General features: G+C 58.7%; 23 protein-coding genes. 17 read left to right on the top strand and 6 right to left on the bottom strand.

From position 1 onward, the window contains the following. Positions 1-106: 106 nt before the first annotated feature. Positions 107-937: a lysophospholipid acyltransferase family protein gene (locus AMM41_RS04590; protein ID WP_089953456.1), complete on the top strand. Its 831-nt coding sequence runs from the start codon at positions 107-109 to the stop codon at positions 935-937. After that, a complete protein-coding gene (locus AMM41_RS04585) occupies positions 937-1,824 on the top strand; it encodes an LpxL/LpxP family acyltransferase (RefSeq protein WP_228769091.1) in 888 nt (295 codons plus the stop codon). Before AMM41_RS04590 ends, AMM41_RS04585 begins: the two co-directional genes overlap by 1 nt. Here the strand turns inward: AMM41_RS04585 and AMM41_RS04580 are convergent. Then, positions 1,794-2,753 (bottom strand): alpha/beta fold hydrolase, encoded by a 960-nt coding sequence (locus AMM41_RS04580; RefSeq protein ID WP_228769090.1) that lies wholly within the window; start codon positions 2,751-2,753, stop codon positions 1,794-1,796. The genes AMM41_RS04585 and AMM41_RS04580 overlap by 31 nt on opposite strands. Positions 2,754-2,804: 51 nt before the next feature. After that, positions 2,805-3,476, bottom strand: coding sequence for a ribosome biogenesis GTP-binding protein YihA/YsxC (gene yihA / locus AMM41_RS04575; RefSeq protein WP_089953723.1), 672 nt, complete (start codon positions 3,474-3,476; stop codon positions 2,805-2,807). 237 nt (positions 3,477-3,713) lie between these two features. Here yihA and AMM41_RS04570 point away from each other — a divergent pair, with 237 nt between their 5' ends. The 3 genes from AMM41_RS04570 to ccsB all read left to right on the top strand — a co-directional run bounded on the left by AMM41_RS04570 (position 3,714) and on the right by ccsB (position 7,980). After that, the gene (locus tag AMM41_RS04570; protein ID WP_089953449.1) at positions 3,714-4,346 is read left to right on the top strand and encodes a c-type cytochrome; all 633 of its coding nucleotides are present in this window, start codon (positions 3,714-3,716) and stop codon (positions 4,344-4,346) included. Between the two features lie 200 nt (positions 4,347-4,546). Further along, complete coding sequence (locus AMM41_RS04565) at positions 4,547-6,673, top strand: cytochrome c biogenesis protein ResB (protein ID WP_089953447.1); 2,127 nt, start codon at positions 4,547-4,549, stop codon at positions 6,671-6,673. Further along, a complete protein-coding gene (gene ccsB / locus AMM41_RS04560; protein WP_089953445.1) occupies positions 6,670-7,980 on the top strand; it encodes a c-type cytochrome biogenesis protein CcsB in 1,311 nt (436 codons plus the stop codon). The genes AMM41_RS04565 and ccsB overlap by 4 nt, the downstream gene beginning before the upstream one ends. Positions 7,981-7,998: 18 nt before the next feature. Here the strand turns inward: ccsB and AMM41_RS04555 are convergent, their stop codons facing one another. Beyond that, a complete protein-coding gene (locus AMM41_RS04555; RefSeq protein ID WP_089953442.1) occupies positions 7,999-8,394 on the bottom strand; it encodes a response regulator transcription factor in 396 nt (131 codons plus the stop codon). A gap of 197 nt (positions 8,395-8,591) precedes the next feature. Between AMM41_RS04555 and msrP the strand changes: the two genes are divergently transcribed. Then, entirely contained in the window at positions 8,592-9,587 is a 996-nt protein-coding gene (msrP, locus tag AMM41_RS04550) for a protein-methionine-sulfoxide reductase catalytic subunit MsrP (protein ID WP_089953717.1), read from the top strand. 5 nt (positions 9,588-9,592) lie between these two features. Continuing rightward, the gene (locus AMM41_RS04545; RefSeq protein ID WP_089953720.1) at positions 9,593-10,192 is read left to right on the top strand and encodes a protein-methionine-sulfoxide reductase heme-binding subunit MsrQ; all 600 of its coding nucleotides are present in this window, start codon (positions 9,593-9,595) and stop codon (positions 10,190-10,192) included. A gap of 47 nt (positions 10,193-10,239) precedes the next feature. Here AMM41_RS04545 and lysA read toward each other — a convergent pair whose 3' ends face one another. Continuing rightward, positions 10,240-11,523: a diaminopimelate decarboxylase gene (lysA, locus tag AMM41_RS04540; RefSeq protein ID WP_089953440.1), complete on the bottom strand. Its 1,284-nt coding sequence runs from the start codon at positions 11,521-11,523 to the stop codon at positions 10,240-10,242. A 57-nt stretch (positions 11,524-11,580) separates the two neighbouring features. Continuing rightward, a complete protein-coding gene (locus AMM41_RS04535; protein ID WP_228769089.1) occupies positions 11,581-11,805 on the bottom strand; it encodes an LPS translocon maturation chaperone LptM in 225 nt (74 codons plus the stop codon). A 39-nt stretch (positions 11,806-11,844) separates the two neighbouring features. Between AMM41_RS04535 and cyaY the strand changes: the two genes are divergently transcribed. Beyond that, entirely contained in the window at positions 11,845-12,174 is a 330-nt protein-coding gene (cyaY, locus tag AMM41_RS04530) for an iron donor protein CyaY (protein ID WP_089953434.1), read from the top strand. A gap of 72 nt (positions 12,175-12,246) precedes the next feature. Here cyaY and AMM41_RS04525 read toward each other — a convergent pair whose 3' ends face one another. Next, positions 12,247-14,499, bottom strand: a complete 2,253-nt coding sequence (locus AMM41_RS04525; protein WP_228769099.1) for a penicillin-binding protein 1A — start codon at positions 14,497-14,499, stop codon at positions 12,247-12,249. Between the two features lie 323 nt (positions 14,500-14,822). On the opposite strand from AMM41_RS04525, the gene pilM reads away from it, so the two are divergent. The 9 genes from pilM to AMM41_RS04480 all read left to right on the top strand — a co-directional run bounded on the left by pilM (position 14,823) and on the right by AMM41_RS04480 (position 23,292). Further along, on the top strand, positions 14,823-15,566 hold the full coding sequence (gene pilM, locus AMM41_RS04520) for a pilus assembly protein PilM (RefSeq protein ID WP_089953429.1): 744 nt from the start codon (positions 14,823-14,825) through the stop codon (positions 15,564-15,566). After that, positions 15,566-16,204, top strand: coding sequence for a hypothetical protein (locus AMM41_RS04515; protein WP_089953427.1), 639 nt, complete (start codon positions 15,566-15,568; stop codon positions 16,202-16,204). Before pilM ends, AMM41_RS04515 begins: the two co-directional genes overlap by 1 nt. Then, on the top strand, positions 16,201-17,232 hold the full coding sequence (locus tag AMM41_RS04510) for a hypothetical protein (protein WP_228769088.1): 1,032 nt from the start codon (positions 16,201-16,203) through the stop codon (positions 17,230-17,232). The genes AMM41_RS04515 and AMM41_RS04510 overlap by 4 nt, the downstream gene beginning before the upstream one ends. Next, positions 17,229-18,647, top strand: a complete 1,419-nt coding sequence (locus AMM41_RS04505; RefSeq protein WP_228769087.1) for a type IV pilus secretin PilQ — start codon at positions 17,229-17,231, stop codon at positions 18,645-18,647. The genes AMM41_RS04510 and AMM41_RS04505 overlap by 4 nt, the downstream gene beginning before the upstream one ends. A gap of 127 nt (positions 18,648-18,774) precedes the next feature. After that, entirely contained in the window at positions 18,775-19,317 is a 543-nt protein-coding gene (locus tag AMM41_RS04500) for a shikimate kinase (protein WP_089953421.1), read from the top strand. A 149-nt stretch (positions 19,318-19,466) separates the two neighbouring features. Next, on the top strand, positions 19,467-20,165 hold the full coding sequence (locus tag AMM41_RS04495) for a TetR/AcrR family transcriptional regulator (RefSeq protein ID WP_089953418.1): 699 nt from the start codon (positions 19,467-19,469) through the stop codon (positions 20,163-20,165). A gap of 44 nt (positions 20,166-20,209) precedes the next feature. After that, the gene (locus AMM41_RS04490; RefSeq protein WP_089953415.1) at positions 20,210-22,021 is read left to right on the top strand and encodes an acyl-CoA dehydrogenase C-terminal domain-containing protein; all 1,812 of its coding nucleotides are present in this window, start codon (positions 20,210-20,212) and stop codon (positions 22,019-22,021) included. Between the two features lie 26 nt (positions 22,022-22,047). Continuing rightward, the gene (locus tag AMM41_RS04485) at positions 22,048-22,491 is read left to right on the top strand and encodes a DUF2147 domain-containing protein (protein WP_089953412.1); all 444 of its coding nucleotides are present in this window, start codon (positions 22,048-22,050) and stop codon (positions 22,489-22,491) included. 36 nt (positions 22,492-22,527) lie between these two features. Continuing rightward, positions 22,528-23,292, top strand: coding sequence for an enoyl-CoA hydratase (locus tag AMM41_RS04480; RefSeq protein WP_089953410.1), 765 nt, complete (start codon positions 22,528-22,530; stop codon positions 23,290-23,292). The last annotated feature ends 150 nt before the right edge of the window (positions 23,293-23,442 follow it).

Genomic DNA, 23,442 nt, shown 5'->3' with positions numbered 1-23,442 from the left:
CCGGGTTTCCCAGAACAGGTAGTGCCCATCACACAAACCGGTAAGCGCCTGGCCGGTGTTGCGGTGGCACTGTGGGTTTTGGAGTTCAAGGCAAAATCAGGGTCTTATGCTTCGTTGGTTCAGATTTTTTTCACATTGGCCTTTGTGGGCCTTGCATGTCCTGGGTGTGGCGGGCGGTTGGCTGGCCTGGCTTTTTTCGCCCACTTACCGCCGTCGCATGGGGGCCAATGCCCGTCAAGCGGGGCTGGGTTGGCGCACCTTGGTGGGGGCGGTGGGGCAGGCCGGGCGCATGTCGGCCGAGTTGCCGCGTTTGTGGCTGGGCCAAACGCCTTCGGTGGTTTGGGCCGATGCGCAGGCCGCGGCCGATGCTTATGCTTTGGGGCAAGGGGTGTTGTTTCTCACGCCCCACATGGGCTGCTTTGAAATCACGGCCCAGGCCTTGGCCGCGCGGTTTGGTGCGCAATATGGGCCTTTGACGGTGCTTTACCGCCCGGCCAGGCAAGCGGCTTTAGGCGAAGTGATGGCCTTGGCCCGAAACCGTCCCGGTTTGCAGGCGGTGCCCACCAATTTGTCGGGGGTGCGCCAAATGATCAAAGCATTGCGGGCTGGGCAAGCGGTGGGCTTGTTGCCCGACCAAGTACCGCCCGAGGGCATGGGCGTTTGGGCGCCGTTTTTTGGCAAACCCGCTTACACCATGACTTTGGCGGCCCGTCTGGCTTTGCAAACCGGGGCCAAAGTGGTGTTGATTTGGGGGGAGCGTTTGTCGTGGGGGCGGGGTTATCGGCTGCACACCCAGGCCCTGGACCAGGCCTTGTCAAACGATCTGGAGGCCGCTGTGGTGCAGATCAACCAAGCCATGGAGACGATGATTTTGGCTTGCCCTCAGCAGTATTTGTGGGGCTATGCCCGCTACAAAACCCCTCGCCAGGAGGCTTGATGTCGCAGTTGCTGTTGGTGTTCATGCGCCTTCTTGCGCCTTTGCCCTTGTCTTGGGTCCGAGCCTTGGGTTGGGTTTTGGGCCATGCGCTGTATGCCTTGGCGCACGAAAGAAGACACATTGTTCAGGTCAATTTGGGCCTGTGTTTTCCGCATTTGAGCGGTGCAAAGCGCACCCGCATGGCTCGCCAGCATGTGGTTCGGGTGATGCAGGCCTTGCTGGACCGGTCTTGGTTGTGGCATGGCTCGATGGCGCAGTTGCGTCGGCGTTTGACGGTATTGGGCGACGTGTCGCCGCTGCAAGGGGATTCGGCGGTGGTCATGCTGGCGCCGCATTTTGTGGGGTTGGATGCAGGTGGTACGGCGCTCACCATGCTGGGGGGCGTGCGAATGGCCAGCATTTATGTGCCCCAAAGCGCTTTGGCTTTGGACGATTGGGTGCGCGATGGGCGCAACCGTTCGGGGGCTGTGGCTTTGTATTTCAGGCACGGGGGCGTCAAGCCCATCGTGTCTGGCTTGCGCCAGGGCGACAAGCTGTATTTGTTGCCTGACATGGATTTTGGGCGTCAAGAGTCCTTGTTTGTGCCCTTTTTTGGCGTGCAAACGGCCACTGTGCCTTCGTTGTCGCGCTTTGCCCGCTTGGGCCGGGCGCAGGTGCTGTCGGTGGTCACGCGCATGACGGCTTCGGGCTACAGCACCGAGATCGGACCGGTTTGGGCAGATTTTCCCAGCAGCGATGTGCAGGCTGACACCTTGCGCATGAACCAGGCGTTGGAGTCATTGATCCGCACCATGCCCGAGCAGTATTACTGGGTGCACAAACGGTTCAAAACCCGGCCCGAGGGCGAGCCTGGGGTTTATGACGGTGTCGGCGTCAAAAAGGCCTGAATTTCGCCGATCACGCGTGCGGTTTGCTCATGCACCACCCAGTGGGTGGCGTGCTCGATGGGCACCAGCTTCAAGTCGTTGATGTGCTCGTTCAGACCTTCGGTCAGGCAGGGCAGCAGGGCCACATCATTTTGTGCCCACAGCACCAAGGTGGGCACCGTGATGCGCATGGCTTCGGGCGGTATTTGAACGGCCGAGGCCCCCGGGTCGGTGGCCGTGGGTGGGCGCAGGGGCGAGGCGCGGTAGTAATTGAGCCCGCCCTGCAGGCCGTGCTGCCAAACAGAGCGGTATTTCTCCCGAACCTGTGAATTGAGCCAGTGGGCTTGGTCGGGTGGACTGGGTGGCCGGGCGGTGAGGGATTGGAGGCTGTGGTCTTGTCCGTCCAAGAAGCCAAACAGGCGCTCAAAATCATGGGCCGCCAATTGTTCGGCGGCATCGTCCTGCACCAAAAAGTTCATGTAAGCACTGGCGGCTTGCTGCTCTGGGTTGTCTTGCAAGGCCTTGAGCAATGGGCCGGGGTGGGGCGAGTTGATGATGACCAACTGGCGCAGGCGCTCGGCTTGTTGGTTGGCCAGGTTCCAGGCCACGGCTCCGCCCCAGTCGTGGGCGATCAGGGCGGCCAGTGGGGCGGAGCCGCATTCGTGCGCGATCAAGGCCAAGATGTCTTGCACCAGGTGTTTGGCGCGGTAAGCCTTGACGTCTTGTGGTGCGCTGGAGCGTTCATAGCCCCGCAAATTGGGGGCCACGCAGCGATAGCTCCCGTTTTCAGGCAGAGCAAAGAACGCCATCAAGGGGTCCCAAACCCAGGCACCTTCGGGAAAGCCGTGCAAAAACAGCAACACCGGACGACCCGACTCGCCAAAAGCGCGACAACTGAGCGTGATGCCATGGGGCAGCTCTTGCTGCCAAGTTTGTAAATCGGGGGGCACTGCAGGTCACTCCTTGAGGGACGGTGATGCAGGGCTGTCACCAGCGCCGCCTCACTCGTCCAGGGCTTCAGGTTCTTCTTCGATGGGTGCAGGCGGCTTGGGGGTGAGCACTTCGCCTTGGGCGGGATGCGTCCAGTCCCACAGCAGCTTGGCAACATCGTCCACGCCTTGTTTTTTCAAAGCAGAAAAGAGTTTCACTTCCCCGCCACCGGCTTGCAGTCGCGCAATCGACAGGGCCTTGGCTTGCTCGGCGCGGGTCAGTTTGTCGGCTTTGGTCAGGATGATCAAAAACTTCAAGCCCTCTTCGACACGGGGCCGGATCACTTCGAGCAAGATGTCATCGAGTTCGGTCAGCCCGTGGCGCGGGTCGCACATCATGACGATGCCTTTGAGGTTCTCGCGGCTGACCAGGTAATTGGCCATGACTTGTTGCCAGCGCAGCTTGTCCATTTTGGCGACGGCCGCATAGCCGTAACCCGGTAAATCCGCCAGCACCGCATCGGTGACGCCTTGTTTGCCCAGTGCAAACAGGTTGATGTGCTGGGTACGCCCTGGCTTTTTGGAGGCAAAAGCCAGCTGTTTTTTTTGCGTCAAGGTGTTGATGCAGGTGCTCTTGCCGGCGTTGGAGCGGCCCACAAAAGCAATTTCAGGGGTGTCCATGGCGGGCAGGTGGTGCAGCTGTGCGGCGGTGGTCAAAAACCGGGCAGTGTGCATCCAGCCCATGGGGGTGACCTGGTGGGGTGCGGCAGGCGAGGTGGCGTCGGTGCTCGCTGCAGCCTCGCTGACCGAGGGGGCTGTGGGACGGGTGGTCCGGGCGGCCAACCGCTTGGCTGGGGTTCTGGCGGGGGCGCGAACGTGGGGGCGGGAGCTCATAAATCAGGGATACCTCAGGTCGTCAGGAAACTGACGCGGACCTCATTGTAGAATCCTTGAGTTTTGCGCCAACTCTTGGATCACGCCATGAAGTCGATTTCCTCTTTCCTGATCACTGTTTTGTCGGCCTCTTTGATGGCCGGTTCTGTTTTGGCCGCCGACCCGGCACCCAAAGCTGCCAAGCCCGATTTGGCCAAAGGTGAAGCCATTTACACAGCTGCTTGTGTGGCCTGTCACGCAGCCGACGGCAACTCTGGCACACCGGTCAACCCCAAGTTGGCCCAGCAGCACCCCGAATACCTGATGAAGCAATTGGCCGAATTCAAATCCGGCAAACGCGCCAACGCTGTCATGAGCGGCATGGTGGCGGGTTTGAGCAGCGACGACATGCGCAACATCAGTTATTGGCTGGCCTCCAAACAAGCCAAACCTGGCTTTGCCAAAGAAAAAGACACGGTGGCATGGGGTGAGCGCATCTACCGTGGCGGCATTCCTGACCGTCAGATCGCCGCTTGCGCCAGCTGCCATTCGCCCAACGGGGCCGGCATGCCATCGCAATACCCCCGTTTGTCGGGTCAGCATGCCGAATACACCGCTTCGCAGTTGGTGCAGTTCCGTGAAGGCGTTCGCAAGAACAATGTGCAAATGACCCAAGTGGCCGCCAAGATGAACGACCGCGAAATCAAGGCGGTGTCCGACTACATTGCCGGTTTGCGCTGAGGTTCTTGCCGGGAGATGACCCGGGTGTGTGTCGCTTTTGCCCTGTGGACTTCAGGGGGTTTTAGGGCCTGAATCACATCATTGGGGCACAATTAAGAACCGGCTGATATGACATGCACCAAGGCCGGTTTTCCGGCCTTGAACGTTTTTGGCGGGCTCTGTCCCGCCATTTCCTTGTCTGCTTCATTTTGATACACCCCATGACGACTGTTGCACCCCGCCTTGAATCCGAGCGCGGCTCGCCCCGAGGGCAGGCCGTGATCGAGTTGCTGTCGTCCATGCGGTTTGCCATTTCTTTGTTGACGATCATCTGCATTGCTTCGGTGATTGGCACGGTGCTCAAACAAAACGAGCCCAGCAACAACTACGTCAACCAGTTCGGCCCCTTTTGGGCCGAAGTGTTCACCACGCTCAAGCTCAACACGGTTTACAGCGCTTGGTGGTTTTTGCTGATTCTGGCCTTTTTGGTCATCAGCACCAGCCTGTGCATTGCCCGCAACACGCCCAAAATCCTGGTGGACCTTAAAAACTACAAGGAAAACATCCGTGAACAAAGCCTCAAGGCGTTTCACAACAAGGCCGAAGGCTCGCTCAACGAGTTGCCCCAAGCTGCCGCCCATCGTTTAGGGGCCTTGCTGGCCACGGGGGGCTGGAAAGTCAAACTGCAAGAGCGAGACACCCCGGCAGGCAAGGGGTGGATGTTGGCGGCCAAGGCCGGTGCAGCCAACAAAATCGGCTACATCGCGGCGCATTCGGCCATTGTGTTGGTGTGTGTCGGGGGCTTGCTGGACGGCGACCTGATGGTCCGTGCCCAGATGTGGTTTGGTGGCAAGGAAATTTACAACGGCGGCGGCCTGATTGCCGATGTGCCCGCTCAGCACCGACTGTCTGAACGCAATCCGGCTTTTCGGGGCAATTTGCTGGTGGCTGAAGACACGGCCTCGGGTACAGCCATCCTGAACCAGTCCAATGGCATTTTGTTGCAGGATCTGCCCTTTGTGATTGAGCTCAAAAAGTTCATTGTGGAGTACTACTCGACCGGCATGCCCAAGTTGTTTGCCAGCGACATCATCATCCACGACAAAGCCACGGGCGAGAAACAAGAAGCGCGTGTCGAGGTCAATCACCCGGCCAGCTTCAAGGGCATCAACATTTACCAGTCCAGTTTTGACGATGGGGGCTCCACGGTCAAATTGCAAGCCGTGCCCATGTCAGCGGCGACCCGCCCCTTTGAGGTGGAAGGGACCATTGGCAGCAGCACCGATCTGAGCAACGGGACTGAAAAATTGAGCCTGGAGTTCACCGGCTTGCGTGTCATCAACGTGGAAAACCTGTCGGGCGGTCAAGGACCCAATGGCCAAGCGGTGGATGTGCGCAAAGTCGACTTGGGCAGTGCGATTGAGCAGCGACTGGGGGCTGGTCACAAAACCACCCAAACCAAGTCTTTGCAGAACGTGGGTCCCAGCGTGAGTTACAAGCTGCGTGACGCCGCTGGCCAAGCTCGCGAGTACAACAACTACATGTTGCCGGTGGATGCGGGCGATGGTGTGCCCGTGTTTTTGCTGGGCATGCGCGAAGTGCCCAGCGAGCCCTACCGCTATTTGCGTCCACCCGCCGATGAGAATGGCGAATTGCTGGGCTTCATTCGCTTGCGGGCGGCTTTGGACACGCCCGAGTTGCGCAGCCGCGCAGTGCAGCGATATGCCAGCAAAGCCGTGGACCCCAAACGCCCTGAGTTGACCCAGCAACTGGCCGATTCGGCGGCGCGTGCCTTGGGCCTGTTTGCCGGTTTGGAGAAAGTCAACGGCAAGTCGTCTTCGGGTTTGCAGGCCTTGGCCGATTTCCTGGAAAGCAATGTGCCGCAAGACGAGCGTGCCCGGGCGGGTGAGATGTTTGTGCGCATCCTGAACGGGGCCTTGTTTGAGCTCGATGCCGTGGCACGCGAACAATCGGGAGTCAAGCCGATGCCTGAAGACAAGGTGCAAGGATTCATGTCGCAGGCCGTGCTGGCTTTGTCCGATGCGCCTCTTTATCCTGCACCCATGACCTTCTTGCTCAAAGATTTCAAGCAGGTCCAAGCCAGCGTTTTTCAGGTGGCCAGAGCCCCAGGCCAGTCGATCGTTTACTTGGGCTGTGCCCTTTTGATTTTGGGTATTTTTGCAATGTTGTATGTTCGTGACCGACGCTTGTGGGTGTGGCTGTCACCCCATGGCGATGGCACCCATGCGACGATGGCTTTGTCATCCAACCGCAAGACGATGGATGTTGACCGCGAATTTGACCAATTGACCACCCGCTTGTTGGGTCGTTCCGAGAAAAAATCATGACCACTGTCACCTTGAATCCCGGTTATTTTTCCACGCGCTCTGCCCTGGACTGGGGTTTTGCTTTGCTGGCCTTGCTGGGCACGGTCTTTGCATTTTTGCGCTACCAGCCGTCGATGGATGTTTACGAGCAAGCCATTTTGTTGTTCAGCTGGCCTGCCGTGGTGTGGCTGGCCTGGTTCTGGCGGCCCTTGCGCACGCTGATGCTGGTGGTGACCGGCCTGTCCTTGTTTGCCATTTACCTGTACCAAGGTGATTTGGCTCGGGCTGAGCAGGTGTTCTTTTTGAAATACTTTTTGTCCAGCCAGTCGGCCATCTTGTGGATGAGCATGGTGTTTTTCATCAGCACCGTTTTTTACTGGGCTGGGGTCTTTGTCCGCGGTCAAAGTGACTCCTTGGAGTCCTTGGGGTCGCGCATGGCTTGGGTGGCCGTGGCATTGGCCTTGATTGGCACCTTGGTGCGTTGGTACGAAAGCCATCAGTTGGGCCCAGACATTGGCCACATTCCTGTCAGCAATTTGTACGAAGTGTTCGTGATGTTTTGCTGGATGACAGCTGCTTTTTACCTGTATTACGAAGCCCAATACAAAACACGCGCATTGGGGGCTTTTGTCATGCTGGTGGTCAGCGCCGCCGTGGGATTTTTGCTGTGGTACACCTTGGTGCGTGAGGCGCACGCCATTCAACCTTTGGTGCCTGCCCTCAAAAGCTGGTGGATGAAGCTGCATGTGCCCGCGAACTTCATTGGTTATGGCACCTTCGCGTTGGCGGCGATGGTCGCTTTTGCCTACCTGATCAAACAACAGGCGACCGAAACAAGCTGGTACAAGCTGGCACCTTTGTGGGTGCTGGGCATTGTGTTGTGCTTTGAGCCGGTGGTGTTTCGCAAGGCACCGACCGAGGAGGGCAGCGGCTATTGGATGGTGTATTTCGGCATTTCGGCCTTGATCGTGGCGGGGATTTTGGCTGGGCGTCGTCGCATTGCTGAGCGTTTGCCGTCTTTCGAGATCTTGGACGATGTGATGTACAAGTCCATCGCCGTGGGTTTTGCCTTTTTCACCATTGCCACTGTGCTGGGGGCTTTGTGGGCTGCTGAGGCTTGGGGTGGGTACTGGAGCTGGGACCCTAAAGAAACCTGGGCCTTGATCGTTTGGTTGAACTATGCAGCTTGGCTGCACATGCGGCTCATGAAGGGTTTGCGCGGCACGGTTGCCGCTTGGTGGGCCTTGGTCGGTTTGGGCATCACCACATTTGCCTTTTTGGGCGTCAACATGTTTCTGAGCGGTTTGCACAGCTACGGCACCCTGTGATGCCAAAGTCGGCTTGACTCAGGTTGGCTTGTTGCTGACCTGAGTTTGTTTTTCCAGGCCCGCTTCGATGGCCTTCAACAACTCCATGGTGTGAAAAGGCTTGGACAGGAAGGCGATGGCGTCAGAGCGTTGAGCGGCCTGCGTTTCATGGGGCAGGCTTTCTCCGCTCATGAAAATCACGGGAATGTCATCGCCCGCTTCCCTCAAGCGAATTTGCAGTTCAATGCCTGACATTTGCGGCATGCGCACATCGAGCAGCATGACCCGAGGGGCACTCGCTTTGGGGGATTTCAAATACGACGCGCCTCCGTCATGGGCTCTGACCTTGAAGCCATGCGACTCCAACACCATCACCATCATTCGGCGCACGTCCTCGTCATCGTCGACGACTTCAATGAGGGCAGGAGGTGACATAGGGATAGAGGATAACTAAAAATCAATTTTAGCGAAATAAAGATTCAATTTTTTTGACTTGTTGGTTTTTGATTATTCATGTTTGGCGAAAGTGATGGACTGGAAAAGTCAGGGCAGAAGGCTTTTGAGGCAGTAGGCTGCACAAGGTGACGATACCGTTCAAAATCAAGCAATCGCTTCATTTCTTCGGCAAGATCATGCTCATCATAAATTCAGATAACGGTTTTCAACACCCTGTAGCCAGCGAGATCACACCAGTTGATGTTTATCGCTCGCGCCGCGAGGTGGTGCGAAACATGGCACTGGGCACAGCGGGGCTGGCTCTGGCCGGTTGGGGGCAGCGCGAGGCCCATGCGCAAACGGCGCGGCCTGGCAAGTTGCCAGTTTTGGCCGCCGGCAAGTCCGCAGTGCTGGGGGCCAACACCATGGAAAAACCCACTCCGTATGAGGATGCCAGCACCTACAACAACTTTTACGAATTTGGCACCGACAAAGCCGACCCGGCCAAGCGTGCCCATACCCTCATCACCGACCCGTGGAGTGTGGAGATAGAGGGTTTGGTCAAGAAGCCGGGCCGTGTTTCGCTGGAAGAGCTTATGAAGTGGGGCGCCATGGAAGAGCGCATTTACCGATTGCGCTGCGTGGAAGGCTGGTCGATGGTGATTCCATGGGTGGGCTATTCACTGGCCGACCTCATTCGGCGTGTGGAGCCCTTGCCAGGGGCCAAATTTGTGGAATTTGTCACACAGGCCGACCCCAAGACCATGCTGGGTTTACGCTCTAGCGTGCTGGATTGGCCCTATGTGGAAGGCCTGCGCTTGGACGAGGCCATGCACCCGCTGACCTTGCTGGCCTTTGGCATGTATGGCGAAGTCTTGCCCAAGCAAAACGGCGCACCGCTGCGCCTGGTCGTGCCTTGGAAATACGGTTTCAAGAGCGGCAAGAGCCTGGTCAAGATCCGATTCACCGACAAACAACCCGTGTCTTCGTGGGAAAAGGCAGCGCGTCAAGAGTATGGCTTTTATTCCAATGTGAATCCGCTGGTGGACCACCCCCGCTGGAGCCAGGCCACCGAACGCCGGATTGGCGAAGACGGCTTGTTGGCCAAAAAACGCAAAACGCTCATGTTCAATGGCTATGAGCCGCAGGTTGGTCAGCTCTACGCCGGCATGGATTTGAAGAAATTTTTCTGATGACCATGAGGGCTGCATTGCGCCACCCTGCGGCCTGGTGGGCGCTGCTGTGGGTAGGGCTGATGCCCCTGGCCTGGCTGGTGTTGCAGACGCTGCAAGACCAGTTAGGCCCCAACCCCGCCGAAGCCTTGATCCGCGCCACGGGCGATTGGACCCTGCGCAGCCTGTGTGTGGTGCTGGCCGTGAGCCCTTTGCGCACCTGGCTGGGCTGGCCCGAACTGCTGCGATTTCGGCGCATGCTGGGTTTGCTGGTGTTTGCTTATGCCAGTCTGCACCTGCTGTGCTACGCCTGGTTTGACATGGGATTTGACCTGGCCGACACCTTGCAAGACCTCTTCAAGCGCCCCTTCATCTGGTTGGGTTTCAGTGCCTTTGTGATCTTGCTTGCGCTGGCCGCCACCTCTTTCAACCGGGCCGTGCGATGGCTGGGCGGCAGGCGTTGGCAGCTGCTGCATCGGGGTGTTTATGCGGTGGCCGTGTTGGCCGTGCTGCACTTTTGGTGGATGCGCGCGGGCAAACAGGACTTTGACGAGGTGCTGGTTTACGCTTGCATTTTGGCGGTTTTGTTGGGCTGGCGCGTGCTGAGTTTTGGACGGCGAGCCTGAGCGCGCCATCGGACGCTGTACAGCCTGTTCAGGCTGCACAGGGCATTTCAGACCAGCTGCTCCAGCGCAAAGGTGTCAAACGCCGATTCGCGCTGGCGAATCAGGTGGGCTTTTGTGCCATCGACCAAGATTTCGGCGGCGCGGCCCCGGGTGTTGTAGTTGCTGGCCATGCTCATGCAGTAAGCACCCGCTGACAGCACAGCGAGCACATCACCGGCTGCTACCTGCAGCTGGCGGTCGCGGCCAATCCAGTCGCCGCTTTCGCACACGGGGCCGACCACGTCATACACCACACCATCGCCTGAGCGTGGCGTCACCGGCACGATCTGGTGGAAGGCCTGGTACATGGCCGGGCGGGGCAGATCGTTCATGGCGGCGTCGACGATGCAAAAGTTCTTTTGCTCGCCGGGCTTCAGATACAGCACTTCGGTCAGGCAAACGCCCGCATTGCCCACCAGTGAACGGCCGGGTTCGATCATGAGTTGACGCTGGCCGTATCCGCGTGCATCCAGCTTGGCCAGCAGCTGTGCCCACAGCGCATCGGCCTCGGGCGGGGTGTCGCCGTTGTAGTTGATGCCCAGGCCGCCGCCAAAGTCGATGTGGTGGATGGGGATGCCCGCTGATTCGACCTCGGCCACCAGGTCCAGCACGCGGTCCATGGCGTCCAGATAGGGCGTGCTGTCGGTGATTTGCGAGCCGATGTGGCAGTCGATGCCCACCACCTTCAGGCCGGGCAGGCTGGCCGCGTGTTGGTAAGCGCGTAGCGCGTCTTCGTGGGCAATGCCGAATTTGTTGCCTTTGAGGCCGGTCGAGATGTAGGGGTGGGTTTTGGGGTCCACATTGGGGTTGACGCGCAGGCTGACCGGGGCTTGTTTGCCCAGGCCCATGGCCACGTCACTCAGCACATCGAGTTCGGCTTCGCTTTCGACGTTGAAGCAGCCAATGCCCACTTGAAGGGCCTGCTTCATTTCGGCGCGGGTCTTGCCCACGCCAGAAAAGATCACCTTGGCCGGGTCGCCGCCCGCAGCCAGCACGCGCGCCAGCTCGCCGCCCGAGACGATGTCAAAGCCGCAACCGGCATCGGTAAACACCTGCAAGATGGCCAGGCTGGAGTTGGCCTTCATGGCGTAGCAAATTTGCGCCTGACGTCCGGCAAAACCGCGCTGGTAGGCGGCCAAGGCCGAGAGCATGGCGGCTTTGGAGTACACAAACAAGGGCGTGCCGTGTTCGCGGGCCAGCTCAGACAGGCGCACGCCTTCGACATGCAGCTGCTCGCCCAGAAAAGCGATGTGGGGTTGGCCGGGCAAAGTAGCGTTGATGGGGGTGTTCATGGCGCAGGCGTGGGGCAGTGTGAAGATGGACGGGGTGGTGGCTGGTCAGAGTTTGATTCAGCGCACAGGTGAGGCAGGTGTTGGCAAGGCCGGGGCCGGGGCAGGTGGAGGTGATGTCGCAGGTGCTTGCCCAGGGGGTCCTGGTGTGACGGTGTGCCAGGGGTTCAAGCTTTGGGGCAAGCTTGCACGGCCCGCCGACTCCGGTGCAGTGGGCAAAAACAAAGGGCCTTTTTGCCCGCAGGCGCTCAGCACAGCCGCACCGCCAACAAGGACATGCAGCATGACTAGAATCTTCATTACCTTCAACATCCTGCGATTGTAATGACCGACCTTGAATTCATGGACCAAGCCGAGCGCCTTTTGAGTGGCATAGAGCAATCTTGCGATCGGCTGAACGACGACACGGATGCCGATGTGGACAACCAGCGCGTGGGCGGCATGGTCACCCTCACTTTTCCAAACCGCAGCCAGATCGTGGTAAACCTGCAAAAGCCGCTGCATGAGGTGTGGTTGGCCGCGCGTTGCGGTGGTTTTCATTACCGCTTTGATGGCGCTCAGTGGATGGACACCAAGGGTCAAGGGGAGTTTTGGGACAGCTTGTCACGCTACGCCAGTGAGCAAGCGGGGCTGCCTTTGAGATTTGCCGCTTGAGGGCTGTCTAAGCCCTTTGGCGGTGTCCGATGTCGGGCCATGGCAGGCCTGACGGCTTGCCGTGGCCTGGGGTCAGTTTCTGAAGAGGTCGAGAATCCGGTTTCTTTCTTCAGCGGGTGGCAAGGATGCCGGTGTTTTGGGGGTCGATTCCGTGTTGGTGCCCAATGCGTTGACGCCGCCACCCCGTGCGTATTCATCGTAAAGCCATTCGCCGCCGATGTTCACCAGGCCCTCGGGAGCCATGGGTTCAGCTTGAGGCAAAGTGCGCAGGGCTGTCTCCATGAAATTGATCCACACAGGCAGACTTAATCCACCACCGGTTTCACGGTCGCCCAGCTTTCTGGGGGTGTCGTACCCAATCCAGACCACAGCAGCCAATTGTGGATGGTAGCCCGCAAACCACGCGTCCATGGCATCGTTGGTTGTGCCTGTTTTGCCGTAAATGTCGCTGCGATGGAGGGTGGCTTGTGCTTTGGCCGCCGTTCCTGAACGGGTAACTTCCTGCAGCAAACTGGTCATCACGTAAGCGTTGCGTGACGAGATGGCGTGGGGCGTGTCAGGCGTGATGGCTTGTGGTGGGCTGTCCACCAAAATACGGTCTTTGTAATCGGTGATGCGGGTGATCAGGTGCGGTTGTACACGGTAACCGCCATTGGCAAACACAGCGTAACCCGTGGCCATTTGCATCACGGTGACCGAGCCGGCACCCAGTGCCATGGTGAGGTAGGGGGGGTGCTTTTCGGCATCAAAACCAAAACGACTGACCCATTCTTGGGCGTTGCGTGCACCCACTGATTGCAGCACACGGATGGACACCATGTTTTTGGACTTGGCCAAGCCTTTGCGCAAGCTCATGGGGCCGTCAAAGGTGCCGTCGTAGTTTTTGGGCTCCCAAGGTTGGCCACCGGTGACGCCACCATCAAAAAACAAGGGCGCATCGTTGACAACCGTGGCTGGCGTGAACCCTTTTTCGAGGGCTGCAGAGTAAATGAAGGGCTTGAAACTGGAGCCCGGTTGACGCCAAGCTTGGGTGACGTGGTTGAACTTGTTTTTGGTGAAGTCAAAGCCACCCACCAGCGCCCGAATGGAGCCGTTTTGTGGGGTCACGGCCACAAAAGCGCCTTCGACTTCAGGCAGCTGCGTGATCTCCCAGCCCCCTTTGGCCATTTGCACAATGCGGATGACCGCACCTTTGCGGATTTGTTTGGCCGCCGGAGCTTTGTCGGCCAAACCCGATTGAACGGGTTTGAGTCCATCGCCCGTGATGGTGATCTGTTCACCGTTTTGGCGGATGACCACCACTTTTTTGGCCGACGCTTCCAGCACCACCGCAGACATGACGTCACCGTTGTCTGGATGGTCGTCCAAAACATCGTCGATGGCCTCTTCGGCCTTTTTAGGGTCGCTGGGCAGGTCGATGAATTTTTCCGGGCCCCGGTAGATTTGACGTCGCTCAAAGTCCATGAGGCCTTGGCGCAGGGCCCTGTAGGCGGCCATTTGCTCACCCGATTGGATGGTGGTGTAAACGTTCAAGCCCCGGGTGTAGGTGTCTTGTCCGTATTGGGCAAAAACCATTTGACGCACGGTTTCTGCCACATGTTCGGCGTGCAAAATTTTCTTGTCACCCGAGGACCGCAATTTCAGGGGCTCGGCTTTGGCTCGCAAGGCTTGCGAAGCCGTGATGAAGCCGTTTTCTTCCATGCGCTCAATGATGTAGAGCTGCCGAGAGCGTGCGCGTTTGGGGTTGTTGATCGGGTTGAGTGCAGAGGGCGCTTTGGGCAAACCTGCCAGCATGGCCGCTTCGGCAATGGTGATGTCCTTGAGGGGCTTGCCGAAATAAGTTTCGCTGGCGGACGCAAATCCATAGGCCCGATGGCCCAGGAAAATCTGGTTCATGTAGATTTCCAGAATTTGGTCTTTGCTCAGCAGGTGTTCGAGTTTGTAGGTCAGCAAAATTTCGTAAATTTTGCGGGTGAAGGTTTTTTCGGATGACAGGTACACGTTGCGTGCGACCTGCATCGTGATGGTGGATGCGCCCTGACTTTTGGCGCGTCCAATGTTGGCGATGCCCGCTCGCAAAATGCCCAGATAGTCCACGCCCCCGTGCTCATAAAACCGGCTGTCTTCAATGGCCAAAACGGCGTCTTTCATGACGCGGGGTATGTCCTTGATGGGGGTCAGGTTGCGGCGTTCTTCGCCAAATTCGCCAATCAGCTGACCGTCCGCGGTCAGCACGCGAAGCGGCAACTTGGGTTTGTATTCGGCCAGATCGGAAATGTCCGGCAAATTAGGGTAGGCCACCACCATGGCCACCCCCACGACCATCAGCAAGCAAAACAACGCCGCTGCGGCCAGGGTGGCAACCCAAATGGCCAATTGAGCGAGCCAAGCAAACAGGCTCTTGGAGCCTTTGTTTGGGCCGGCCTTGGTGGAGGAGGGCTGGTGTGAGTCGGTGGTGGGCATGAAAGATTGGAGGCTTGCCCAGCGGGTTGCCGAACTGAGCGCATTATAAAAATCTCTGGTCCCAGGTGTGGATGGGTTGTTTGATTTGTGCGTACTTTTATTTTAAAAAAACAAGCTTGAACTTGTGATTCATGTTACAAAAGCTTCATTGACGCAACTTTTGAGGCTTTGAGCCGAGGAAATTCATGCAAGCCTGGTCCATGTTTTGGCGAGGGATGTCGGTGAGACCCGTAAGGCAGGCTTGGGGTTTGGCCAGCCATGGCCCGTCTTGGAGCTTGGTGGGTTTGAACTTGCTCACGCCTGAGTTGATCAGTGTTCACACCAGTATTCAATGGTCTCCCTCGCAAGAAGAGACTGTCTGGCCGGGTTTGGGCAAGTGTTTGCGTGAAGCCGGAGCACTGCGTGGGCGACAACAGCACCGGGTGAGCATGGCGCTGTCGAGTGAGCAGTGTGTTTCAGGGGTGTTGGAGCTACCCGCTCATCTGGCCGCCGACGAATGGGCCACCGAAGTGCAGTTGGAGGTCTCGCAATTGCTGGGCAAGCCCGCCGATGAAGTCCATTTTGATTTTTATCCTGAAATCCAAACCCACGATGCTGTCCAGCGAGTCCATTGGGTGGGCTGCACGCAAACGCAAATAGACGACTACAAAATTTGCACACGAGCGGCCGGGTGGCAGCTCGAGAGTGTCGAGCCTGCCGTGTTGGCCGCACAAAGGGCGGTTGCCGCTTTGCAAGGCGGCATGGGCAGTGTGTTGACCCAGTCCACACAAGATTGGCAATTTCGCGTGCAATCCGTCAAAGAGTTGGCGGCACAGATGCAAGGGCACCCGCTGGATTTGATGGCCGAACCAGGACTGCATCAAGCCATGAAAACAGAGGCAGGGGCGCGACTGATGGCGGCGGGTTTGGCCTTGAGGGTGTGGTTGTAATGGCCGCCTTGAATTTGCTCAATTACCCCGGTTTGGACCGGCAACGCAGACGATTTCATCGGCGATGGACCTTGGCTGCGGGCGTTGCAACAGGGAGCTTGGTGGGCTTTTTGCTGCTGCATTGGAGTGATCCATACAGGCTGTTTTTGCAGCAAGAGCAGCAGCGCCTCAATGCCCACGTCAGCGCACAAAAACTGCAACAGCAAGCGGCCAATCAATCGAAACTTCAGCAAGGCCAAGGGCAACTGCAGTTGCAGCACTTGCAACAGGTGGCAAAGCAGCACAAGGCTTGGGAGGCCTTGAATCGCGCCTTGCAACAAGAGGCTGCCCAGGGTGGATTGCAATTGTTGAGTTTGCAGTTGACCTCCGATCGTCTGGAGTTGCAGGGCCGAGCCAAAGACCTCAACAGCATGAACCAATCCAGAGAGCGTCTGTCGCAAGACTTGCCTTGGGTCTTGAGCTTGACCCGGGCCCAGTTTGTCGCCGATGGCCTTGGCTCCAACCCGAGTCCAGTGCTGCCCGACCGTTCGGCTGCCGTGGAGTTTGTCTGGCACGCCGATGGGCTGGGGCTGGGGGCCCGGTATGAAAAACCCGGTGCTGCTTCGCCCTCAGGCTCCTCTGAAAAGGCTTCGCCATGAGGGCCATGGCGCAGCATTCCAGCTCATTGCAAAGTATCCGGTCTCAGTCATGGACAGGGCTTTGGCAACTTTGGCGATCTGAGGGCCCCAGTTGGCTGCAAAGACAAGCTCGGCGGATCTACCGGCGGTGGGTGTATGCCTGTACGGCTTTTTTTGCGGTGCTGTTGGTGATGGGGCTTTGGCAGGCCGAAACTTTGGAAGAACTCTGGCAAGCCCAGGGTGTGTTGGCCGATTTGCGTGTTCAGGTGGCGACGCAGCCTCGTGACTTGCCTGGAGCGTCAGACTCGGCAAAGGGGGAGGCGGCCCAGGCGCTGTCACAGAGCTTGTCCCATTTGCCGGGCGTGTCGTCGCGGTCACTGCTTTGGCCTGCTTTGCAACAAAGCTTTGAGCGCCACCGTTTGGAGCTGTTGTCCCTGCAACCTGTGAGTGACAAAGTGGCCGCGCCCTTGCCCAGTCAGGCCGTGGCCTTGCGTTTGAGGGGGCGCTTTGACGATTGGGGACGTGCCTGGACCGCCTTGAGTGAAGGCATGCCCGTGTGGACGATGGAGCGTTTGCGCATCACCCCACAAGCCCATGCGCCGTGGGTCGACATCGACGTGCTCTTGCGTGTTTGGTTGCGTGCAGACCAGGATGGGGACAAGGCATGGCGAGGACAAACCGTATCCAACACGGTGAGCACTCAGGGACCGGCCCTGTTTTTTCATGGTGCGCCCGCGGGTTCTGAGATGGTCATGGCGCTTGCGCCTGCAGGACTCGACGGTGCATTGGCAGCGCCACAAACCGCAGCGGTGGATTCGCCTGATCCCAAGCACTGGCCCATGGCAGGGGTGCGATTGTTGGGCGTATGGCATGGGCCGCAGACCGTCCACGCGATATTGGCGTTCGGGCCGCATTGGGTCAGCGCTCAGGTGGGGCATCGCGTGAGCCAGGAGGGTCACCGCTTGGTGGCCATTGGCGATCAGGCGGTGAGCTTGCGTGCAGGTCTGGAACCCGTCAGGGTGTTGACTTTTGATAAGGCCTTCAAATGAAACAGATGGTTCAGCGTTTGACGGTGTCTGCCATTTTTTTGTGCACGGTGGGGACGATGGGGGCTTGGGGGGCGGAAGTCAGACCCGATGCTGAGCGATCAGCGTCTTCCGGCGGTGTGGCGTCCCCAATGCAAACGATCAGTTTGAATTTTCAGAACATCGACATCAAGACCTTGCTCCAGGTGTTTGCCGATTTCACAGGCCTGAATTTGATTGCCACCGACAGCGTCAGTGGCCAAGTGACCGTGCGCTTGACCGAAGTCCCCTGGCCTCAAGCCTTGCAAATTGTGCTGCAGTCCAAGGGTCTGGCTTCGCGGCAAGAGGGCCGAGTGCTGTGGGTCGCACCGCAAGAAGAATGGGCCTTGCGCGAGAAAAAACAACTCGAAGCACAAGCCGCCCTGGAGGCCGTCAGCCCCCTTCAATTGATGACCGTGCGTTTGCAATATGCCCGCGCTAGCGAGGTGGCCCAGCGTTTGCAAGGAGGGGGACTTGCACCGGGCGGCAGTGGGGGGCGTTGGCTCAGCAGTCGGGGCAGCGTCTTGTCGGAGCCTCGCACCAATCAGTTGTTTGTGTCTGATTTGCCCGCCCGTTTGGCCGATGTGCAAACGCTGCTGGCGCAGTTGGATGTGCCGGTCAGGCAAGTCCTGATCGAGGCCCGAATTGTCGAGGCGGATGACCAGTTTGGTCAGTCATTGGGCATCAGGTTGGGTGCCGGTCTGGCGGTGCCTTTGCGCGTGAACAACCGCAGCAACACCTTGGCCCTGGGGGCCACCAACTCGGCCACCGGGGCGGGGGTGGTGACCGGGAATCAGGTGAATTTTCCGGCCGGGTCGGCTGGGCAGACCCTGAATACGCCCGCCAATTTTGCCGTGTCACTTTTTAACGCTGCGGCAGACCGTTTCATTAATGTGGAAATTTCAGCTTTGGAAGCCGATGGTCGTGGCAAGGTGGTCTCGCGCCCCAGGGTGGTGACGGCCGATCAAACCAAGGCTCTGATCGAGCAGGGCACCGAATTGCCCTACCAAACGGCTTCGGCCAGTGGTGCCACATCGATCACCTTTCGCAAGGCCAATTTGAAGCTCGAGGTCACGCCGCAAATCACCCCAGACGGGTCTGTGGTGCTGGATGTCGATGTCAACCGAGACAGTGTGGGGCAAATCACGCCCGCTGGGTATGCGATCAACACCAAGCACGTCAAAACTCAGGTGCGTGTAGAAGATGGCGGTACCGTGGTGCTGGGGGGCATTTACGAAGAAACAGACCGCAACAATGAGTCCAAAGTGCCCGGTTTGGGCGATGTGCCCGGCTTGGGTTGGTTGTTCAAGAACCGAGATCAGGCACAGCGCAAAAGCGAGTTGCTGATTTTCTTGACGCCTCGGGTCATGGCCGATGACCCGGCGCTGACCCCACCTTGAGTCGCACATTCCGCACAGACGTTCAGGCGTCTCAGTGTGGGCAATCGTTGGAATACACTTCAGGTTTATTCAAGAGGCGCTGGCTGGAGACCCTTGGTCAGCCCTGACTATCCTGTGCGAGATTTCATTGAGCATCATCTTTGTGGGCCTTCCGGGCTCGGGTAAAACCACCATCGGTCGGCATCTGTCACGTCGACTGGGCGTGCCCTTCGTCGATTCCGACCATGTGATTGAGCACCGACTGGGGTGTTCAATTCGGGAGTATTTCGAACACCAGGGCGAGGACAGTTTTCGCGATGTCGAGCAACAAGTGATCGATGATTTGACGCTGTCTCATCAGGGTGTGATCGCAACCGGAGGCGGTGCGGTGTTGCGCGAAACCAATCGCCGCCATTTGCATGCGCGGGGTCATGTGATCTATTTGCGGTCCACACCTGAAGATGTCTACCGGCGTGTGCGCCACGATACAGGGCGGCCCTTGTTGCAAGTCGATGACCCGTTGAGCCGCCTGAGGGCGCTGTTTGAAGCCCGCGACCCGCTTTACCGAGAAACGGCGCATTTTGTCCTGGAGACTGGACGCCCCTCGGTGGCCACACTGGTCAACATGATCATCATGCAGTTGGAGTTGGCTGGGCATTTGCCTGCCTCTGGTCTGGACCCTCAAGCCTGACTCAGAGCGACGGATGTCAGACTTTTGAAGTGGGTCAGGCATTTGGGGTCCGGCTTTGGACGTCCCCCCATTGACCTTGGGTGAAACCTGATGTGGGGGACGGTTTTGAAAAATGGTGCAAAATAGAACGATCGTTCTTTTTATGCCCCATGACCGACCCCAAACACCCCCGCAAAACCACCCCTGCGCCCAGTGCAGAAACGGGCCGCCGCGTGCTGATCAAGGGCCAGCAAACCAAGACCGTGATCATTGATGCCGCTTTGGGTTTGGCCTCTCAAATTGGCCTGGAAGGATTGTCCATTGGTGCCGTGGCCGAAGTCACAGGCATGAGCAAATCGGGTGTGTTTGCGCATTTTGGCTCGCGTGAAGAGCTGCAAATTTCGGTGATTCGCGAATACCACGACCGTTTTGAGGCCGAAGTGTTTTACGCGGCCATGCAGCAGCCCCGTGGTGTGCCGCGGTTGCAGGCGCTTTTTGACAATTGGATGGTTCAGACCTCGGCTGAAATCGATTCGGGTTGCATTTACATCAGTGGAGCCGTGGAGTTTGACGACCGCACTGGGCCCGTGCGCGATGCCTTGGCCCGTTCGGTGGCCACGTGGCAAACCGCCTTGCGCCGGGCTGTGGAGCTGGCACAAATTGAGGGGCAGCTCAGCCGAGCGTCCGATGCCCATCAAATCGCTTTTGAAATCCACGGCCTGATATTGGCCTTGCATTACGAGGCTCGTTTTTTGCGTGATCCCAGCGCATCAGAGAGAGCGCGACGTGGTTTTCTGCACATTTTGGACCGCTATGCGAGCAACGCGCAGGCGGCATCAGATCCCCAAGACCTTGTGGTCAAGCCTTGAGTTTGACTGTTTAGACACTTCACCCTTTTCAATCAGGAATACCCATGCCCGTCTACAACCCCCCCCTGCGCGACATGCAGTTTGTCTTGCACGAATTGCTCAACGTGAGCGCTGAACTCAAGGCCTTGCCCAAGCACGCCGACACCGACGCCGACACCATCAACGCGGTGCTCGAAGAAGGCGGCAAATTCGCAGCCGAAGTGGTCTTTCCTCTGAATATTTCGGGCGACACCCAGGGCTGCCAGCTCAACCGCGACACACACGAGGTCAAAGCCCCCGATGGTTTCAAGGCAGCTTATGAGCAATACGTGGCCGGTGGTTGGCCATCGCTGAGCTGCGATCCCGACTTCGGCGGCCAGGGCTTGCCCTTTGTGGTCAACCAGTGCTTTTACGAGATGCTCAACTCGTCCAACCAGGCTTGGACCATGTACCCAGGCTTGAGCCACGGCGCCTACGAGTGCCTGCACGCGCACGGCACACCCGAGCAAAAAGCCCTGTATTTGCCCAAGCTGACCAGCGGCGAGTGGACCGGCACCATGTGCCTGACCGAGCCGCATTGCGGCACCGATCTGGGGATGTTGCGCACCAAGGCCGAGCCACAGGCCGATGGCACCTACAAGCTGAGCGGTCAAAAGATTTTCATCAGCGCAGGCGAACACGACTTGGCCCCCAACATCGTGCACCTGGTGCTGGCCCGCCTGCCCGATGCGCCCCCCGGCAGCAAAGGCATCAGCCTGTTCATCGTGCCCAAGTTCAATGTGGCCGCCGACGGCAGCATGGGAGAGCGCAATGGCATTTACTGTGGTGGCCTGGAGCACAAGATGGGCATCCACGGCAATGCCACTTGCCAAATGGTTTTGGACGGCGCGGTGGGCACCCTGGTGGGCCAACCGAACAAGGGCCTGGCCGCGATGTTCGTGATGATGAACGCCGCCCGTCTGGGTGTGGGTAACCAGTCGCTGGGTCTGACCGAAGTGGCTTACCAAAACGCGCTGGCCTATGCCAAAGACCGCGTGCAAATGCGCTCGCTCACCGGCGTCAAAGCCCCCGGCAAACCTGCCGACCCGATCATCGTGCACCCCGATGTCCGCCGCATGCTCATGACCGCCAAGGCCTATGCCGAAGGTGGCCGTGCCCTGGCCTGCTACTGCGCTTTGCTGCTGGACAAAGAGATCAACCACCCCGATGAGGCCGTGCGTGCCGAGGCCGCCGAAGTCGTGGCCCTGCTCACACCCATCGTGAAAGCCTTCACCACCGACAACGCTTGGGAAGCCACATCGGCCTGCCAGCAGGTGTTTGGCGGCCACGGCTACATCAAGGAGTGGGGCATGGAGCAGTTTGTGCGCGACGCCCGCATCAACATGATCTACGAAGGCACCAACACCATCCAGTCGCTCGACTTGCTGGGTCGCAAAGTGCTGGGCAACCAGGGTGCCACACTCAAGAAGTTCGGCAAATTGGTGGAGCAACTGGTCAAGGCCGAAATGGCCAACGAAGCCATGGGCGAGTTCATCAAGCCGCTGGCCGACCTGGGCCAAAAGCTCACGCAACTCACCGGCGAAGTCGGCATGAAAGCCATGAGCAATGCCGACGAAGTGGGTGCTGCTGCGGTGGACTATTTACGCGTGGTGGGCCACCTGGTGTTGGGTTACTTCTGGGCCCGCTCGGCGCAGATCGCGCTGGCCAAACTGGCCGAAGCCGAAGAAGAGGCGCAGCGGCCCGATCCGTTCTACCAGGCCAAATTGCAGACCGCGCGGTTTTACTTCACCCGCCTGATGCCCGAAACCTCGACACTGATGCGCCGCATCCGCGCGGGCAGCGATGTGTTGATGGACACCGACGCCGCGCTGGCCTGAGCCCACTTTCAAAAAGGGAGAACCCCATGATCAAAAGCGCATTGACCTTGAGCTTGGGCTTGCTGAGCCTGGCCGCCCACGCCCAAATGAGCCCGGTGGGCCTGTGGCGCAGCATCGACGACGAGAGCAAGCAGCCCAAAGCCGAAATTCGCATCAGCCAAAACGCAGCAGGGGGCTTGTCGGGCGTGGTCGAAAGGTCGCTGCAAAACAACCCCAACACCGAGCCGAACTGCAATTTGTGCACCGACGACCGCAAAGACAAGCCCAAAATCGGCATGGAGATCATCCGGGGCGGTCAACAAAGTGACGGCAAAGCGGTGTGGGAGGGTGGGAAAATCTTGGATCCCGAGAACGGCAAAAACTACAGCCTGCGTTTGACCCCCATCGACGGCGGCAAAAAACTCGAAGTCCGAGGTTTCATCGGCGCCCCGATTTTGGGTCGCACACAAACCTGGATTCGGGTTCAGTAAGCCTTCTTACCCCTACGACACATCTCAAGGACCCGCATGTCTGACATCCTGACCCACACCGACGCGGGGGTGATGACCATCACCTTCAACCGCTTGGACAAAAAGAACTCCATCACCTCGTCCATGTACGCGGCCATGGCCGACGCTGTGGCCCAGGCTGCGGCCGATCCCGCCGTTCGGGTCGTGGTGTTTCAGGGCCACGAGAGCATCTTCAGTGCGGGCAACGACATTGGCGACTTTTTGAACCAGCCGCCCAGCACACAAGAGTCGCCCGTGTTCCGCTTTTTGCGCGGCATCGCCACTTTCGAAAAGCCACTGCTCGCCGCTGTGGCCGGGCCTGCGGTGGGCATTGGCACCACCATGCTGTTCCATTGCGACCTGGTCTATGCCGGTGACAACGCGGCGTTCTCCATGCCTTTTGTCAACTTGGGTCTGTGCCCTGAGGCGGCGTCCAGCCTGCTGGCCCCGCGCATGTTCGGTTACCACCGCGCCGCCGAAGCCCTGCTCATGGGCGAGCCCTTTTTTGCCGAAGCCGCGCAAGAAGTTGGCTTGGTCAACCGCGTGGTGCCACCCACCGAAGTCAACGGCTACGCGCAGGCGCAGGCCCGGAAGTTGGCCGCCAAGCCGCTCACGTCACTTATCGCCACCAAGCGCTTGATGAAGGGTGGGGATCAGCAAGCCGTGCTGCAAAAGATGGACGAAGAAGGCCAAAGCTTTGGCCGCATGCTGCGCGAGCCCGCCGCCAAGGAGGCGTTTGGCGCGTTCATGGAAAAGCGCAAGCCTGATTTTTCGAAGCTGTAAGAACTGATTTTCAAAGGGCGGCTTGCATGCAACTGTCGGGGTTCTCAATCACCGACATGCATCTCTCCGTAGGTCGGCACCTTCAGGTCCGACATGTGTAGCTTCGGCGTAGGCCTCATGTCGGGGCTGAAGCCACCGACCTACAAATAC

Source organism: Limnohabitans sp. 2KL-3, from assembly GCF_001269405.1.
In the GTDB taxonomy this organism is placed as follows: Bacteria; Pseudomonadota; Gammaproteobacteria; order Burkholderiales; family Burkholderiaceae_C; genus Limnohabitans_A.
Note: the sequence above shows the minus strand (reverse complement) of the source record. Positions and strands in the feature narration are given on the sequence as shown.